The organism is Methylobacterium sp. CM6244 (assembly GCF_054817885.1).
Genome location: NZ_CM139247.1, coordinates 4,324,917 through 4,338,121, shown reverse-complemented (window position 1 = coordinate 4,338,121; position 13,205 = coordinate 4,324,917). Strand labels below are relative to the sequence as shown.

Below are 13,205 nucleotides of genomic sequence, written 5' to 3'. Positions count from 1 at the left end.
TCGCAGGCGTTTCAACCTCGTGCGGCCGGCGGCTCCTCGATCCGGACGGGGAACGGGAAGGCGGCGCGCAACGGCTTCGTGTCGAGGGGGGAAGGCGGGAGCACGCATCTGCGGCGCTCCAGCCATGACAGGTCGCTGAACTGACGCGGGAGTTCGAGGGCTTCGTCGGCGAGCCCCACCGATTGCTTGTAATCCCGCATCTTGAAGGAATCCTTCGCCTCGGCGTTCGGCTCGGACAGGCGCGCCGATTGTGCGGGCACACCATAGGCATGGGCCACGATGAGGCCGTGCAACGATGTGGTGACGATCTCGTCGCAGGACAGGATCTCGCGGACCACCCGCTCGATATCCCCGAACGTCACGCCCAGGAGCGAGATGACCTTGACATGGTCGGCGCCGACCGCCTCGAGAGCCTCACGGATACGGTTCTCCTGCAGCACGTGCGGGATGATGCCGACCTTGTGGGTCTTCGCCACCACCGGCGCATAAAGCTCGGGCATGAGGATGGCGGCATCGCCGTAGATTTCGGGGCATTGCCCCCCTGCCGCCAGAACGGCAGCGCGGGACAAAGGTCCGCGCACCGCCGAGTAGATCGCGGTCGGGCAGAGAGTATCGGTGCTGCGGGGCATGCCGGTACCCCAGAGATGCATGCCGGGACGGGCGAACTTGGCGGTGCTTCCGATACAGAGACCATCCGCCTCCTTCGCATTGTGCCACCGGGGCATTACGCCGAAAGCATGCCACAGCACGTAAGGCGTGAGGATATCGCCGAAATTTCCGGGAAACGGACTGCGCATCCACCAGATCTTCGGACGGAACCGCTCGTCGAGCTTCGCCTCCGCTGCGATATCATCGAGCGTCAGCAGAGCGCGGTAGGCCGATACGAGAGCCCCCCATTTTTCCACGGACTGGCCCAACAGCTCGGCCTCGAGCGCGAGGAACGCATCTCGCTCTCCACTCCTGAGAAAAGCCAGGAAGGTTTTCTCCGCGAGCGACTCTTCTTCTTTCGCCAAGGTTGGTCTCCCCCTTACGGAACCGGCTATCGAGCCGAAGCCGCGTTTCGGAAAATTACAATGCGATGACAATGGCTTAACGTGCCTTGTCATGGGGCATGCGCGGAAGGGTTATCTCAAGGCGCACCGTCTCTGTCGAGGCGATTTCGCAGGCCGCTCTTTGCTCGACGGATCATACGGGTGATGGCACGCAGCATCGTGCGGGCAGGGCAATCGCATCATCCATGCTCTGATCCGACCTCCAGTGCCCCGGACGATGCTCGCCCGAGCGAGCCCAATCGTGAGGTGGAGCCCGTTCGGAACCCCGCTCCGGACCGCCCCCTTCGAATGGGGCGACCAAAAGTTGCGCAAAGGACCAGCCTGCCATTTGAGACGACGGCGCAACCCACTTAGAAGCGGGGTTTACCGCAACGCTCGGCACGCGGTCACGCCCTTTTCAAGTGGAAAGCTCATGAGCAGTCTGAAATTCGGAACCAGCGGCCTGCGCGGATTGGTGACGGACCTCGTAGGATGGCCGAGCTACGCCTATGCCAGCGCGTTCTTCCGCTCGGTCGCCGCGACGGCTGGCGAGGGCGCGTCCGAACGAAACGTCGTGATCGGGCGGGATCTCCGTGACAGCAGCGCGGGGATCGCAGCCACGGTGGCAGATGCCGCCGCGGCGGCCGGGTTCAGCGTGTACGATTGCGGCCCACTACCGACCCCGGCTCTCGCCCTGGAAGCGATCCGGCGCGGGGCCTGCGCCGTCATGGTCACAGGCAGTCACATCCCGTCGGATCGCAACGGCCTGAAATTCTACCGGCCCGATGGAGAGATCACCAAGACCGACGAGGTCGCCATCCTCACCGCCCTGGGCGACATTACCAAGGCCGGGGACATGCCGCAGGCCGATTCAGCCATTCAGGAGCCTGGCGCCATCGACCGCTACCGGCAGCGCTATACCGATGCCTTCGCGCCGACCATCCTGGCTGGTCAAAGGATCGCGGTCTATCAGCAGAGCTCGGTCGCGCGGGACCTCCTCGCCGACGTGCTGGCCGCGCTCGGGGCTGACATCGTACCGATCGGCCGCTCCGACAGCTTCATTCCGATCGACACGGAAGCACACCGCCCCGAGGATATCGCGTTCATCCGCGATGCCATGGCGTCGGGCGGCTTCGACGCGCTCGTGACGACCGATGGCGATGCGGACCGCCCGCTGCTCGCGGATGCCGCCGGCAGAATCGTGCGGGGAGACGTTCTCGGGCTAATCACCGCTCGCTACCTCGGCGTCGACACGGTGGTGGTGCCGGTCACGGCGGGCTCGGCGATCGAGCATGCGGGCGGGTTCCGGAGCGTGTTGCGCACCAAGGTCGGCTCTCCCTTCGTCATTGCCGGGATGGACCGGGCGAAGAGCGAAGGCGCGAGCACCGTCGTCGGTTTCGAGGCCAATGGCGGGTTCCTCCTTGGCTCGGACGTCGTCATCGATGGCAAGACACTGCCGGCCCTGCCGACGCGTGATGCGATCCTTCCGATCGTGGCGACGTTGGCGGCCGCGCAGGAAGCCCGCCTGACCCTCGCTGAACTCGTCACGTCGCTGAATGTCGGCGAGACGGCGAGCGATCGTCTTCCCAATACGCCCGCAGAGCGAAGCGGCGCGTTGCTGCGCCAACTCGGTCAGGACTCGTTCCGCGGGGAATTCTTCCGCCCGATCGGTACGCCCCAGGGCGTGGATGAACAGGACGGCGTCAGGGTCGAACTCGACGGCGGCCGGACGATCCATTTCCGTCCGTCCGGCAATGCGCCCGAACTGCGCTGCTACGCGGAGGCGGGATCGGCCGCGGACGCTGAAGAATTGGTACGCTGGGGATTGGCCGCAGCGGCCGCGGCCATGACAAACTGAGCCGAGCGAGTTCAGAGGCGGGCCAGGCGGGCCCGCTCCTGGCCGGTCCCTGCACCTGGACTCGATCCATTCTCGACCGGGAATCGCCCCGGTTCTTGTCCCACCCGGATCGGGCCGAAAACGCTTCGGCAATGGCTCGTTAGACGGCGATCGCGAGGCGGCCGGTCCGCCTTGATTCGCTCGTGTCCGATGGGGTGCTGGAGTTTGAAGGACCTGCGAGACGGATAAGGTTTGCGACAAGCATACCGGCACGATGCCGACGATCTTGCGGCGCACTGAGCAGACGCACCACCTCGGACGAAGTATCCCGCGGGAACAGAGCTTCACCGATGTCGCCGAATACGAGACATCCTTCTCTCACGATCCTGAAATAGAGCAAACCCATCCCGAAAAGCTCGACTATAATGTATACAGAGCAGGAGCCGTGACGCGTCGGCGTCGAGGAGGATGGGATGGCCCGAGAGATCGGCAGGCGTGGCTTTCTGAAGGCCTCGGCGGCTCTTGCCGCGACCGCAACGGCCGGGTTTTCGTGTATCGAGATCGCGAATGCCGCGACGATCGAGATACCGACGGTCGACACGCTGAGCTTGCGCGTCTTGATCGACTCGTCCCACGATCAGTTCCTCAAGCCCGCGACGGTTCAGGGTGTCGTCCACCAGCCACCCGGGAACGGGCGCGGCAGCGATTACCGCAAGGTTCTGCACAACCAATGGGGCCTGTCGCTGTTCGCGGAATCGCGGCGCGCGGACGAGGCACGCACGATCCTGCTCGATTTTGGCTACAGCCCCGATGCGTTGCTGAACAACATCGAGATCCTGAAGGTCGACCCGTCCAAGATCGACGCCCTCATCGTCAGCCACGGCCATCACGACCATTACGGCGGCCTCAACGGGTTCCTGGACAAGTACCGCGCATCCCTGCCTGCGGATCTGACGCTCTATGCCGGCGGCGAGGACAATTTCTGTCACCGCGTCAGCCCGAGCAAGGTGCAGGGGCAGTTCACGGATTTCGGCCAGCTCGACCGGCGTGAGTTGACGGCGCAGAAGATCAGGACAGTCCTGTGCGAGACGCCGACGGTGGTGGCCGGGCACGCCTTCACCACGGGTCAGATCAAGCGCTCCTCCATCGAGCGCATCCTGCCCAACACCTTCGTGGAACGCGGCATCAAGGACGGTCTCGGCTGCGATGCCACCCACTATTCGCCGGCTGAACTACAGGGGCAAATCATTCCCGACGAGCATGTCCACGAACACGCCACCTGCTTCAACGTGAAGGGCAAGGGCCTCGTTGTCATCAGTTCCTGCGGCCATGTGGGAATCGTCAATTCGGTCCGTCAGGCCCAGGCCGTCTCGGGTGTCGAGAAGGTCCATGCCATCGTCGGCGGGTTCCATCTCGGGCCGGCGTCGAAAGACTATCTCACCCAGATCGTGGCCGAGATCCGAAAGCTCGATCCCGACGTGGTCATTCCCATGCATTGCAGCGGCCTCAACTTCGCGCTGGAAGCCCAGGCGCAGATGCCCGCCAACGTGATCGTGCCGACCACGGGCAGCCGTCTCACCTTCGGTGCGTAGGTCCGCAGCCGCGGCGCTGTTCCTGTCGCTCCTGGCCTGGCACGCCATGGTGCCGGCTCGTGGCGCGGAGCCGGCGCGACGCTCGGCTGCGGAGTTGATGGACGTGCTGATGTGGAACCGCGAGCCGGTGGGCGGGCCCTTCAGTCTCGTCGATCACGAGGGGCGCAGGCGCACGGAGGCCGACTTTCGCGGCAAGCTCCTCCTCGTCTATTTCGGCTACACCTCGTGTCCCGATATCTGCCCGACCGACCTCATGGAGATCGCCCGCGCCCTCACCCTGCTGGGCGCGGAGTCGGAGGCGGTCCAGCCGCTGTTCATTACCCTCGATCCGGAGCGGGACACGGTCGCGCATCTCGCCGAATACGTACCGAACTTCTCGCCCCAGCTCGTGGGCCTGACGGGAGGACCGGCGGCGATCCGTCAGGCTGCCGATGCCTACCGGGTGTTCTTCGAAACGGGCGTGGGAGTGAATGGTGACAGGACGATCGACCACTCGGCCTTCATCTACCTGATGGACCGGTCGGGAGCCTATCTCGGCTTCTTCCCGCCGGGCACCTCGGCCGAGCGAATGCTGGCGATCATCCGCCCCCATCTCGCTCAGCCCTGACGGCTGCGCGTCGAGCCTCTACCGTCGATCAGATCATCGCGCCATGCCCCAGCGCCGCACGGTGAGCCGCTCGAAGGCCGCGAACACGATGTTCTCGACGACCAAACCGATGACGACGACGAGGACGAGGCCGGCGAAGACGCGGTCGGTGTAGAGTTCGTTGCGGTTCTGGAAGATGTACCAGCCGAGACCGCCGCGCCCCGAGGACGCGCCGAAGACGAGCTCGGCCGCGATCAGCGTACGCCAGGCGAAAGCCCATCCGATCTTGAGGCCGGACAGGATCGCCGGCAGGGCGGCGGGGATGAGGATCTGAATCACATAGGACGGGCCGCGCAGGCCGTAATTGCGCCCGGCCATGCGCAAGGTTTCGGGCACGCCCTGAAAGCCCGCATAGGTGTTGAGCGCCATCGGCCACAGCACCGAATGGATGAGGACGAAGATCAGACTGCCGGAACCGAGGCCGAACCAGAGCAGGGCCAGCGGCAGCAGTGCGATCGCCGGCAGCGGATTGAACATCGCCGTCAGGGTCGAGAGCAGGTCGCGGCCGAACTGGGTCGAGACGGCCAGCGTCGTCAGCAGGAAGGCCAGGACGATCCCGCAGACATAGCCCTGCAGCAGTACGACGAGGGAGATCCGTACCCGGTCCAGCAACTCGCCGTTCACCAAACCATCGAACAGGGCCGCCATCGTGGCGCCGAAGCCGGGCAGCAGCAGGTCGTTGTCCTGCCACCGGGCCAACCCCTCCCAGAGGAGGATCAGAGCGACGATGATCAGGCCCTTGCGCAGCCAATCCTGCTGCCAGAGCCGGGTCGAGAACGGCAGCACCCGTTCCACCGGGGCTTCCACGAAGGGGGCGAGCGCATGGTCGTATTCCGGGCGGATCGGCGGCACGAGGGGCCGGCCCGCGAGACTGGCATTGCTCATGCGGAGGCCTCCGTGGATGCGCGGCTTTCGGGTGCGGCCTCGAACAGGCGGCTGTGCAGTCGCTGCACCGCGTCCTGAAAATCGCGGCTTCCGATGCTGGTCAGATCGAAAGCATGGCTGTTGAACTCGGCCCGCACCCGGCCCGGATGGGGCGAGAGCAGCGCCACCCGGTTCCCGACCACCAGGGCCTCCTCGATAGAGTGGGTGACGAAGAGAAGGGTGAAGCGAGCGTCCTCCCAGAGGGCCAGCAACTCCTCCTGCATCCGGCGCCGGGTCAGGGCATCCAGAGCCGCGAAGGGCTCGTCCATCATCAGGACCTTCGGCTGCATCGCGAGCGCCCGGGCGATCGCCACGCGCTGCTTCATGCCGCCCGAGAGCTGGTGCGGGTAGCTCTCGGCGAAGGGCGTCAGCCCGACCTTGTCGATGTAGTGGCGGGCCCGCTCCATCGCTTCGCGCCGTCCCAGCGCCCGTGCCGCGCGCAAGGGGAAGGCGACGTTCTGGGCCACCGTCTTCCAGGGCGGCAACTGGTCGAATTCCTGAAACACCACGATCCGGTCGGGTCCCGGCTCGCGCACGGGCACGCCGTCGAGGGTGATCTCGCCCTCGACGGGGCGAATGAAGCCGGCCGCGGCCTTGAGCAGGGTGGACTTACCGCAGCCGGAGGGCCCCAGCAGAACGAAGCGGTCCCCCTGGTGGATGTCGAGATCGATGCGATGGGTGGCGCGCACCACCCGTTCCGGCGTGCGGTATTCGAGAGTCACACCCTTGATCCGCAAGAGCGGCGATGCCTCGGCCGCGATCGGGGAACGGGCGCGCGCGTCTTCACGCCGGATGGAACCCCGCGCGCGGGATTCGGGATGTTCGGCGATGGCAAAGTCGGAGCGGTGGGCTGCGAAACTCATGGCGTGCCGCCTCAGCTGCCGCTGCTGATGCGCGGATCGTCGAAGAAGTAGTCGCCGATGGCCGATGGCTCGGCCTTGATCGCGCCGACCCGGTGCATGAACTTGCCGAGGCCGATCGTGTTTTCCGGCTGCACCTTGAAGGTCGCCGCAGGGTTCTTGATGATCTTCGTCAGGAGAGCCGGGTCGAGCTTGTTGTTGTTGATCCGAATATAGATGTCGGCGGCTTTCTCCGGGTTCTCGGTAATGAACGTCGCGGCTTCATCGAGCGCGCTCAGGAACGCCTTGTAGGTCTTCGGGCTATCCTTGTAGAATTTCTCCGTGGCGTAGAGCACGGTGGAGGAGGCCGGCCCGCCCTGCACGTCATAGGAATTGAGGACGATCCGGGCCTTCGGGTTCTCGGCCAGTTCCTGCTCTTGGAAGGGCGGGTTGCCGAAATGGCCCGAGATCTCCGTGCCGCCCTTGATGATCGCGGCGGTGGCCTCGGGATGCGGGACGGCGACACTGATCTTGTCGAGTTTGGCGAAGTCCTTGTCGCCCCAAAGCTTCGCCGATGCCAGTTGCAGGATGCGCGACTGAACCGAGACGCCGACGGCGGGAACCGCGATACGGTCCTTCTCCGTGAAGTCGGCGATGGTCTTCACGTCCGGATTGTTGGTGACGAGATAGTAGGGGAAGTTGCCCAGGGACGCGACGCCCTTGACGTTCTGCCGCCCCCTGGTGCGGTCCCAGAGGGTGAAAAGCGGGCCGACCCCGGCACCGGCGATCTCGATATTGCCGGACAGGAGGGCGTCGTTGACCGCCGAGCCGCCGGAGAGCTGGACGTAGTCCACCTTGATATCGAGGCCCGCCTGCTTGCCGTGCTTCTCGATGAGCTTCTGATCCTCGACCACGTTGAGGAGCAGGTAGACGACACCGAATTGCTTGGCGATGCGCAATTGGCCTTCGCCGGCCGCAGCATGGCCCGCGGCCACCAGGGACAGGGCGAGCCCGCCGAAAAGGGACGCGGCCTTGCGGCGCGAGAGGGACATGCGTCGGGTCGTCATGGGGAACCTGCTGTCGAATTCGGGCGCGGAATGCGGAGCCGGGACGTGAAAGGCGCCTGCAAATTTGCTTGGCGGCGCTCGCCGCGTCAATGAAATCGTTCTCTTTATAGAACAGCGGATGGAGATGATCCGTCTCTGGAACGCGTAGACTTTAGTAGCTATCCAGCTTTCGTCGATAGTAAGAAGGATATTTCCAGCACTTCAGTCGTAAGCTGGAGGTTGTCGGTTCATACCATCCCCACAGTCGTTCGTTTTATGGGACATGCCGAGCAGCTTGTCGGATGCAAGGCCGGTCACCGTCCCCGCCACACCAACTCATGTGCCGGATCGATCTCGCCCGATCGGCACGGGGGCCGGATCATGCCCGGCGGACACGTCGGTTGAGACGAGCGGCGAAACGCTCGCCGATGGTCTGCACCGCCTGGACCAGTACGATCAGCACGACGACGACGGCGAGCATCATCTCGGGGCGGAATCGCTGGTAGCCATAGCGGATGCCGAGATCGCCCAATCCCCCACCGCCGACGGCGCCGACCATGGCCGAATAGCCGAGCAGCGACACCACCGCGAGGGTCAGGCCGAGGAGGATGCCGGGTAGCGCCTCCGGGATCAGCACCTTGCGGATGATGGTGAGTGGGCCGGCGCCGAAGGCGCGCGCCGCCTCCACGAGCCCGGAATCGACCTCGCGGATCGCTGCCTCCACGAGACGGGCGATGAAGGGGGTCGCCGCCACCGTCAGCGGCACCGTGGCGGCCCATAGGCCGATGGAGGTGCCGGCGATGAGGCGCGTGAACGGGATGATGGCCACCACCAGAATGATGAAGGGTGTCGAGCGGGTGGCGTTGACGACGAGACCCAGGATGCCGTTGAGCCACGGTGCGGCGAGCAATTCCCCGCGCCGGCTGGTCGCCAGGAAGATCCCGAGCGGCAAGCCGAACAGGGTTCCGAGACAAGCCGCGACGGCCACCATGGCGAGGGTGTCACCGGTCGCCTGGAGCAGCAGGCGGATCATTTCAGGCAACACGGCGAGCCTCCACGCTGCGAGCCGGCAGGTAGCCGAGGAGATCGGAGACGAGACCATGGGCGTCGAGGAACGCACGTGCGCGCCCGACGACATCCGGCCCCGCGGGCAGGCCCACCGTCAGTGAGCCGAATGGCTGTCCGGCGATCTCGTCGACGGTGCCGGACAGGATGTTGGCCTCGATACCGGTCTCGCGCGCGAGCCGCGCGATGATCGGGTCGCTGGCGTGAGCTCCGCGAAAGGCGATCCGCAGAACCGCCGTGCCGCCGGGAATCGGCTGGGTGTCGATCTCGGCGCGAAGCCCGGCCGGCAGCGCCAGCCCCATCTCTCCCGCCAGCAGCGTCCGGGTGATCTCCGCCTGCGGACGGGTGAACACCTCGAACACGTCGCCCTGCTCGACGATACGGCCCGCCTCCAGCACGGCGACGCGGTCCGCCACGGCGCGGATCACCGACATCTCATGGGTGATGAGCACGATGGTGAGGCCGAGTTCGCGATTGATCCGGCGCAGGAGCGCCAGGATCGACCGCGTGGTCTCCGGGTCGAGGGCGGAGGTGGCCTCGTCGGAGAGGAGGACGCTCGGTCCGGTGGCCAGCGCACGGGCAATGCCGACACGCTGCTTCTGCCCGCCCGAGAGTTCGGCGGGATAGCGGTCGCGCTGATCCTCCAGCCCGGTCAGGGCCAGCAACTCCCCGACACGGGTGCGGATCGCGGCCCTGCCGCGCCCTTCGATCTCCAGCGGCAGGGCGATGTTGCCGGAGACGGTGCGGGACGAGAGCAGGTTGAAATGCTGGAAGATCATGCCGATGCGGCGGCGCACGTGGCGCAGCGCGCGCTCGTCGAGGGACGAGACCTCGGCATCCCCGACTTTGATCGTACCGGCGCTGGGGCGTTCCAGTCCATTGATCAGACGGATCAAGCTCGATTTTCCGGCGCCCGACCGGCCGATCACCCCCAGCACCGAACCCGCCGCCACCGAGAGGTCGATCCCACTCAGCGCCGAGACATGGACGCCGTCACGGGTCGAGTAGGACTTCGCCACCCGGTCGAAGCGGATGAGTGCATCCGACGGCGCGAGGCCGGCCTTGCCGGGGCTATCATGATGAACTGACGACACGCGACGAACCTCATGGACCTGCACACGCATCGCCCATGCAGGTTCGCCAGAGTGACTAGGATCGAAGATGTATTCCTACATCTTATACTTCGGACGCTCAATGAAAACAGTTATCAAGTCGATCGCCGATTGGAAGAGAACGATCCCCGTATTCGCACCGGAAGGGAAGGATCCTCCATCCGCCCACTCGACCCGGCTCTCGCAGCAGGACTTCCGAGCACCGATTTCCGCGAGCCAAGACGCTGCAGCCCCCTTCGGCAGCACTATTCGACCGCGCAGGCCGGACCCACGAAAATCACCCCGTCAGACACCCGCTCGATAGAAGATGCTATCGAATTCTCGAAAGAGTTCAGAATTTCATTTCATTGAATACAAGAGACGATTACGCTTTAATGCTTTGAGATCGGCAAGTGCGGCAGTGTCTTTGCACGACTCTGAATCTCTTGACCTTATGTTTCGCGTTCTTTGACGAACGCCCATTCGGACCCCGTCTTCATGTCGTTTGATATCATGCGTGAACCGCGCCGGTCGTCGAGCCGGCGCGGCTTCCTTCGGCTGGCCGGTGGCGCGGCGGGCGGGATCGGCATCGCGTCGGCCGCGCAGGCCCTGGATGCCGGCGATCCCCTGGCCGTTCCCGAATGGAGCCGTACGCCCGGCGCGCCGTCCGCATCGCCGCCCTATGGACGGCCATCGCCCTACGAAGTTCTGGGCCGCAAGTCGCGGACGCCACCGACCTTTCCGGGAGCCGCCTCCACCGGCACGCCGCTGCAGCACCTGCATGGCATCATCACGCCCAACGGTCTGCATTTCGAACGTCATCACGCAGGCGTTCCAGCCATCGACCCGGAGCGCCACCGGCTGGCGATCCACGGCCTCGTGGAACGCCCGCTCGTCCTGACCATGGACGATCTGGTGCGGATGCCCTCGGTCTCGCGCATCCACTTCCTCGAATGCTCGGGCAATACGCCCTGGCTCGGCGCCAAACCGACCTGGACCCTCCAGGACAGTCACGGGCTCCTCTCCTGCGCCGAATGGACCGGGGTCGAATTGGCGACTCTGCTCGACGAGGTCGGCGTGAAGCCGGGCGCCGCCTGGATCCTTGCGGAAGGCGCGGACGCGGCCGGGATGACCCGAAGCATTCCCCTCGATCTCGCACGCGACGGTGCGATCCTCGCCTATGCCCAGAATGGCGAGCGGCTCCGCCCGGAACAGGGCTATCCCCTGCGGCTGTTCGTGCCGGGGGTCGAGGGCAACCTCAGCATCAAATGGCTGCGCCGGCTCAAGGTCGGAGACCAGCCGTTCCAGACGCGCGAGGAGACCTCGAAATACACCGACCTGATGCCGGATGGGTCGGCACGGCAGTTCACCTTCGCGATGGAGGCGAAATCCGTCATCACCTCACCCTCCGGCGGCGAGCAGCTGCGCACACCCGGCTTTCGCCAGATCCGCGGTCTCGCCTGGACGGGACGCGGCCGCATCGCGGGCGTCGAGGTCTCCACCGATGGCGGCGCGCGCTGGGAAGCGGCCGCCCTGGAAGGACCGATCCTGCCGCGATGCCTGACCCGGTTCCGGCTCCCCTGGCGCTGGGAGGGCGGCCCCGCGCACCTCCTCAGCCGGGCGACGGACCAGACGGGCTACGTACAGCCACCGCGCGAGGCGCTGGTCTCTATCCGCGGCACCCAATCCTTCTACCACAACAACGCGATCGCCGGCTGGCGTATCGCCGCCGGAGGAAACGTGAGCCATGCGGTTTAGCGGCCTCGGCCTTCTCCCCTGCCTGATGGTGACGGGCGCCGCCCTGGCGGACCCGTCCGGACCCGTCTCCCTCCCTGGCAACGGGCTCGGCCCTCTGGCGATCGGGCAGCCAGCGAGCCAGAGGATCCTCGCTCTCTGGGACATCGACGTGCGTGCCGACGGGCAGGGCCTGCCCGCCGGGCATGGAAGCGTACGCCAGGGCGAGGCCCTGTTCGGCGCGCGCTGCGCCGCCTGCCACGGGGCGCAAGGGGAGGGTGCATCCGCCGACAGGCTCGTGGGCGGCCAGGGCAGCCTCGCGACGGGCAAGCCGATCCGGACGGTGGGTAGCTTCTGGCCCCATGCCACCACGCTTTTCGACTACATCCGCCGCGCCATGCCCTACGACGCGCCGCAATCCCTGAGCGCCGACGAGACCTACGCCCTCAGCGCCTATGTGCTGCATCTCAACGGCATCCTGCCGGAGGAAGCCGAACTCGATGCCGCCTCCCTGCCGAAGGTGCGGATGCCGAACCGGGACGGGTTCACCGCCGATATCCGCCCCGACGTGCCGGCGCGCGCCAGTCAGGCGCCTCTTACCGGGATCACCGCGCCGCGATAGCGCTCGCGGATGAATCCCGCGATCTCCGCCGATTGCAGGAGGGAGGAGAGCGTCTGGATGCGTGCATCCTGGGCCAGGGCCTGGGTCGTCACCAGCACGTTGGCGTAGGGGTTGCCCTCCGCCCGCTCCAGCCCGAGGGAATCCTTGGCCGGGTCGAGGCCGGATTCGAGGGCGTAGTTGCCGTTGATGACCGCCAGGGCGACGTCGTCGAGGGAGCGCGGCAATTGCGGCGGCGCCACTTCGATGAAGCTCAAGGATTTCGGGTTCTCGGCGATGTCGCCGGCCGTGGCGAAGGTGCCGTCGCCGCCGGGCCTGAGACGGATGAGGCCGTTCTCCTGCAGCAACCTCAGCCCCCGGCTGAAATTGGTGACGTTGTTCGACAGGGCAATTGTCGCTCCCTTCGGCAGGTCGGCGAGGCTGCGGACGCGGCGCGAATAGAGCCCGAGAGGCTCCACATGCACGCTTGCGGTCACGGCGAAGCGGACACCGAGTTCGGCCTCTTCGCTTCGCAGATACGGCACGTGCTGGAAGAAGTTGGCGTCGGCATCGCCATCGAGAACGAGGCGGTTCGGGCGGATATCGCCGCTGATCTCGATGATCCGCAGGGGCAGGTCCGGAGCGAGCTTGTCCTGCACATAGGTCAGGATCTCGGCATGCGGCACCGAGGAGGCGACCACCTTGAGGGGTGTCGCGGCCCGGGCCGTGGAGGCCGTCAGCAGAGCAAGGGTGCCGCCCAGCAGGGCGCGACGGTTCAGGGGCATGGTGATCCTTCCTGTTA

Annotated in this window: 12 protein-coding genes; 5 read left to right on the top strand and 7 right to left on the bottom strand. The window is 65.9% G+C overall.

Features of this window, described 5'->3' with window-relative positions; genetic code table 11:
* Positions 1-11: 11 nt before the first annotated feature.
* The gene (locus tag ACYQML_RS20325; RefSeq protein WP_461233846.1) at positions 12-1,013 is read right to left on the bottom strand and encodes a polysaccharide pyruvyl transferase family protein; all 1,002 of its coding nucleotides are present in this window, start codon (positions 1,011-1,013) and stop codon (positions 12-14) included.
* Between the two features lie 451 nt (positions 1,014-1,464).
* Between ACYQML_RS20325 and ACYQML_RS20320 the strand changes: the two genes are divergently transcribed.
* The 3 genes from ACYQML_RS20320 (at position 1,465) to ACYQML_RS20310 (ending at position 5,067) form a co-directional block, all read left to right on the top strand.
* Positions 1,465-2,889 carry a phosphomannomutase gene (locus tag ACYQML_RS20320; RefSeq protein WP_461233844.1) on the top strand — a complete coding sequence of 475 codons (1,425 nt, stop codon included), beginning with the start codon at positions 1,465-1,467 and terminating at the stop codon, positions 2,887-2,889.
* Positions 2,890-3,341: 452 nt separating this feature from the next.
* A complete protein-coding gene (locus ACYQML_RS20315; RefSeq protein WP_056425184.1) occupies positions 3,342-4,460 on the top strand; it encodes an MBL fold metallo-hydrolase in 1,119 nt (372 codons plus the stop codon).
* Positions 4,453-5,067, top strand: a complete 615-nt coding sequence (locus ACYQML_RS20310; RefSeq protein WP_461233843.1) for an SCO family protein — start codon at positions 4,453-4,455, stop codon at positions 5,065-5,067. Before ACYQML_RS20315 ends, ACYQML_RS20310 begins: the two co-directional genes overlap by 8 nt.
* Positions 5,068-5,100: 33 nt before the next feature.
* Here ACYQML_RS20310 and ACYQML_RS20305 read toward each other — a convergent pair whose 3' ends face one another.
* The 5 genes from ACYQML_RS20305 to ACYQML_RS20285 all read right to left on the bottom strand — a co-directional run bounded on the left by ACYQML_RS20305 (position 5,101) and on the right by ACYQML_RS20285 (position 10,074).
* Positions 5,101-5,991, bottom strand: a complete 891-nt coding sequence (locus tag ACYQML_RS20305) for an ABC transporter permease (RefSeq protein WP_461233842.1) — start codon at positions 5,989-5,991, stop codon at positions 5,101-5,103.
* Complete coding sequence (locus tag ACYQML_RS20300; protein ID WP_461233841.1) at positions 5,988-6,893, bottom strand: ABC transporter ATP-binding protein; 906 nt, start codon at positions 6,891-6,893, stop codon at positions 5,988-5,990. The genes ACYQML_RS20305 and ACYQML_RS20300 overlap by 4 nt, the downstream gene beginning before the upstream one ends.
* Before the next feature lie 11 nt (positions 6,894-6,904).
* Positions 6,905-7,936, bottom strand: a complete 1,032-nt coding sequence (locus tag ACYQML_RS20295) for an ABC transporter substrate-binding protein (RefSeq protein ID WP_461233840.1) — start codon at positions 7,934-7,936, stop codon at positions 6,905-6,907.
* Between the two features lie 358 nt (positions 7,937-8,294).
* On the bottom strand, positions 8,295-8,960 hold the full coding sequence (locus ACYQML_RS20290) for a methionine ABC transporter permease (protein WP_461233839.1): 666 nt from the start codon (positions 8,958-8,960) through the stop codon (positions 8,295-8,297).
* On the bottom strand, positions 8,950-10,074 hold the full coding sequence (locus ACYQML_RS20285; protein ID WP_207411780.1) for an ATP-binding cassette domain-containing protein: 1,125 nt from the start codon (positions 10,072-10,074) through the stop codon (positions 8,950-8,952). Before ACYQML_RS20285 ends, ACYQML_RS20290 begins: the two co-directional genes overlap by 11 nt.
* Positions 10,075-10,569: 495 nt before the next feature.
* Between ACYQML_RS20285 and soxC the strand changes: the two genes are divergently transcribed.
* Together soxC and ACYQML_RS20275 are read left to right on the top strand one after the other, a co-directional pair.
* On the top strand, positions 10,570-11,829 hold the full coding sequence (gene soxC / locus ACYQML_RS20280; RefSeq protein ID WP_461233838.1) for a sulfite dehydrogenase: 1,260 nt from the start codon (positions 10,570-10,572) through the stop codon (positions 11,827-11,829).
* On the top strand, positions 11,819-12,427 hold the full coding sequence (locus tag ACYQML_RS20275) for a c-type cytochrome (protein ID WP_419953755.1): 609 nt from the start codon (positions 11,819-11,821) through the stop codon (positions 12,425-12,427). Before soxC ends, ACYQML_RS20275 begins: the two co-directional genes overlap by 11 nt.
* Here ACYQML_RS20275 and ACYQML_RS20270 read toward each other — a convergent pair.
* Positions 12,391-13,188: a MetQ/NlpA family ABC transporter substrate-binding protein gene (locus ACYQML_RS20270; RefSeq protein ID WP_461233837.1), complete on the bottom strand. Its 798-nt coding sequence runs from the start codon at positions 13,186-13,188 to the stop codon at positions 12,391-12,393. The genes ACYQML_RS20275 and ACYQML_RS20270 overlap by 37 nt on opposite strands.
* Positions 13,189-13,205: the final 17 nt, after the last annotated feature.

Coding starts and splice junctions, on each gene's coding strand:
- ACYQML_RS20295 (WP_461233840.1), bottom strand. CDS start 7,936: ATGACGACCCGACGCATGTCCCTCTCGCGCCGCAAGGCCGCGTCCCTT.
- ACYQML_RS20270 (WP_461233837.1), bottom strand. CDS start 13,188: ATGCCCCTGAACCGTCGCGCCCTGCTGGGCGGCACCCTTGCTCTGCTG.
- soxC (WP_461233838.1), top strand. CDS start 10,570: ATGTCGTTTGATATCATGCGTGAACCGCGCCGGTCGTCGAGCCGGCGC.
- ACYQML_RS20275 (WP_419953755.1), top strand. CDS start 11,819: ATGCGGTTTAGCGGCCTCGGCCTTCTCCCCTGCCTGATGGTGACGGGC.
- ACYQML_RS20320 (WP_461233844.1), top strand. CDS start 1,465: ATGAGCAGTCTGAAATTCGGAACCAGCGGCCTGCGCGGATTGGTGACG.
- ACYQML_RS20305 (WP_461233842.1), bottom strand. CDS start 5,991: ATGAGCAATGCCAGTCTCGCGGGCCGGCCCCTCGTGCCGCCGATCCGC.
- ACYQML_RS20300 (WP_461233841.1), bottom strand. CDS start 6,893: ATGAGTTTCGCAGCCCACCGCTCCGACTTTGCCATCGCCGAACATCCC.
- ACYQML_RS20315 (WP_056425184.1), top strand. CDS start 3,342: ATGGCCCGAGAGATCGGCAGGCGTGGCTTTCTGAAGGCCTCGGCGGCT.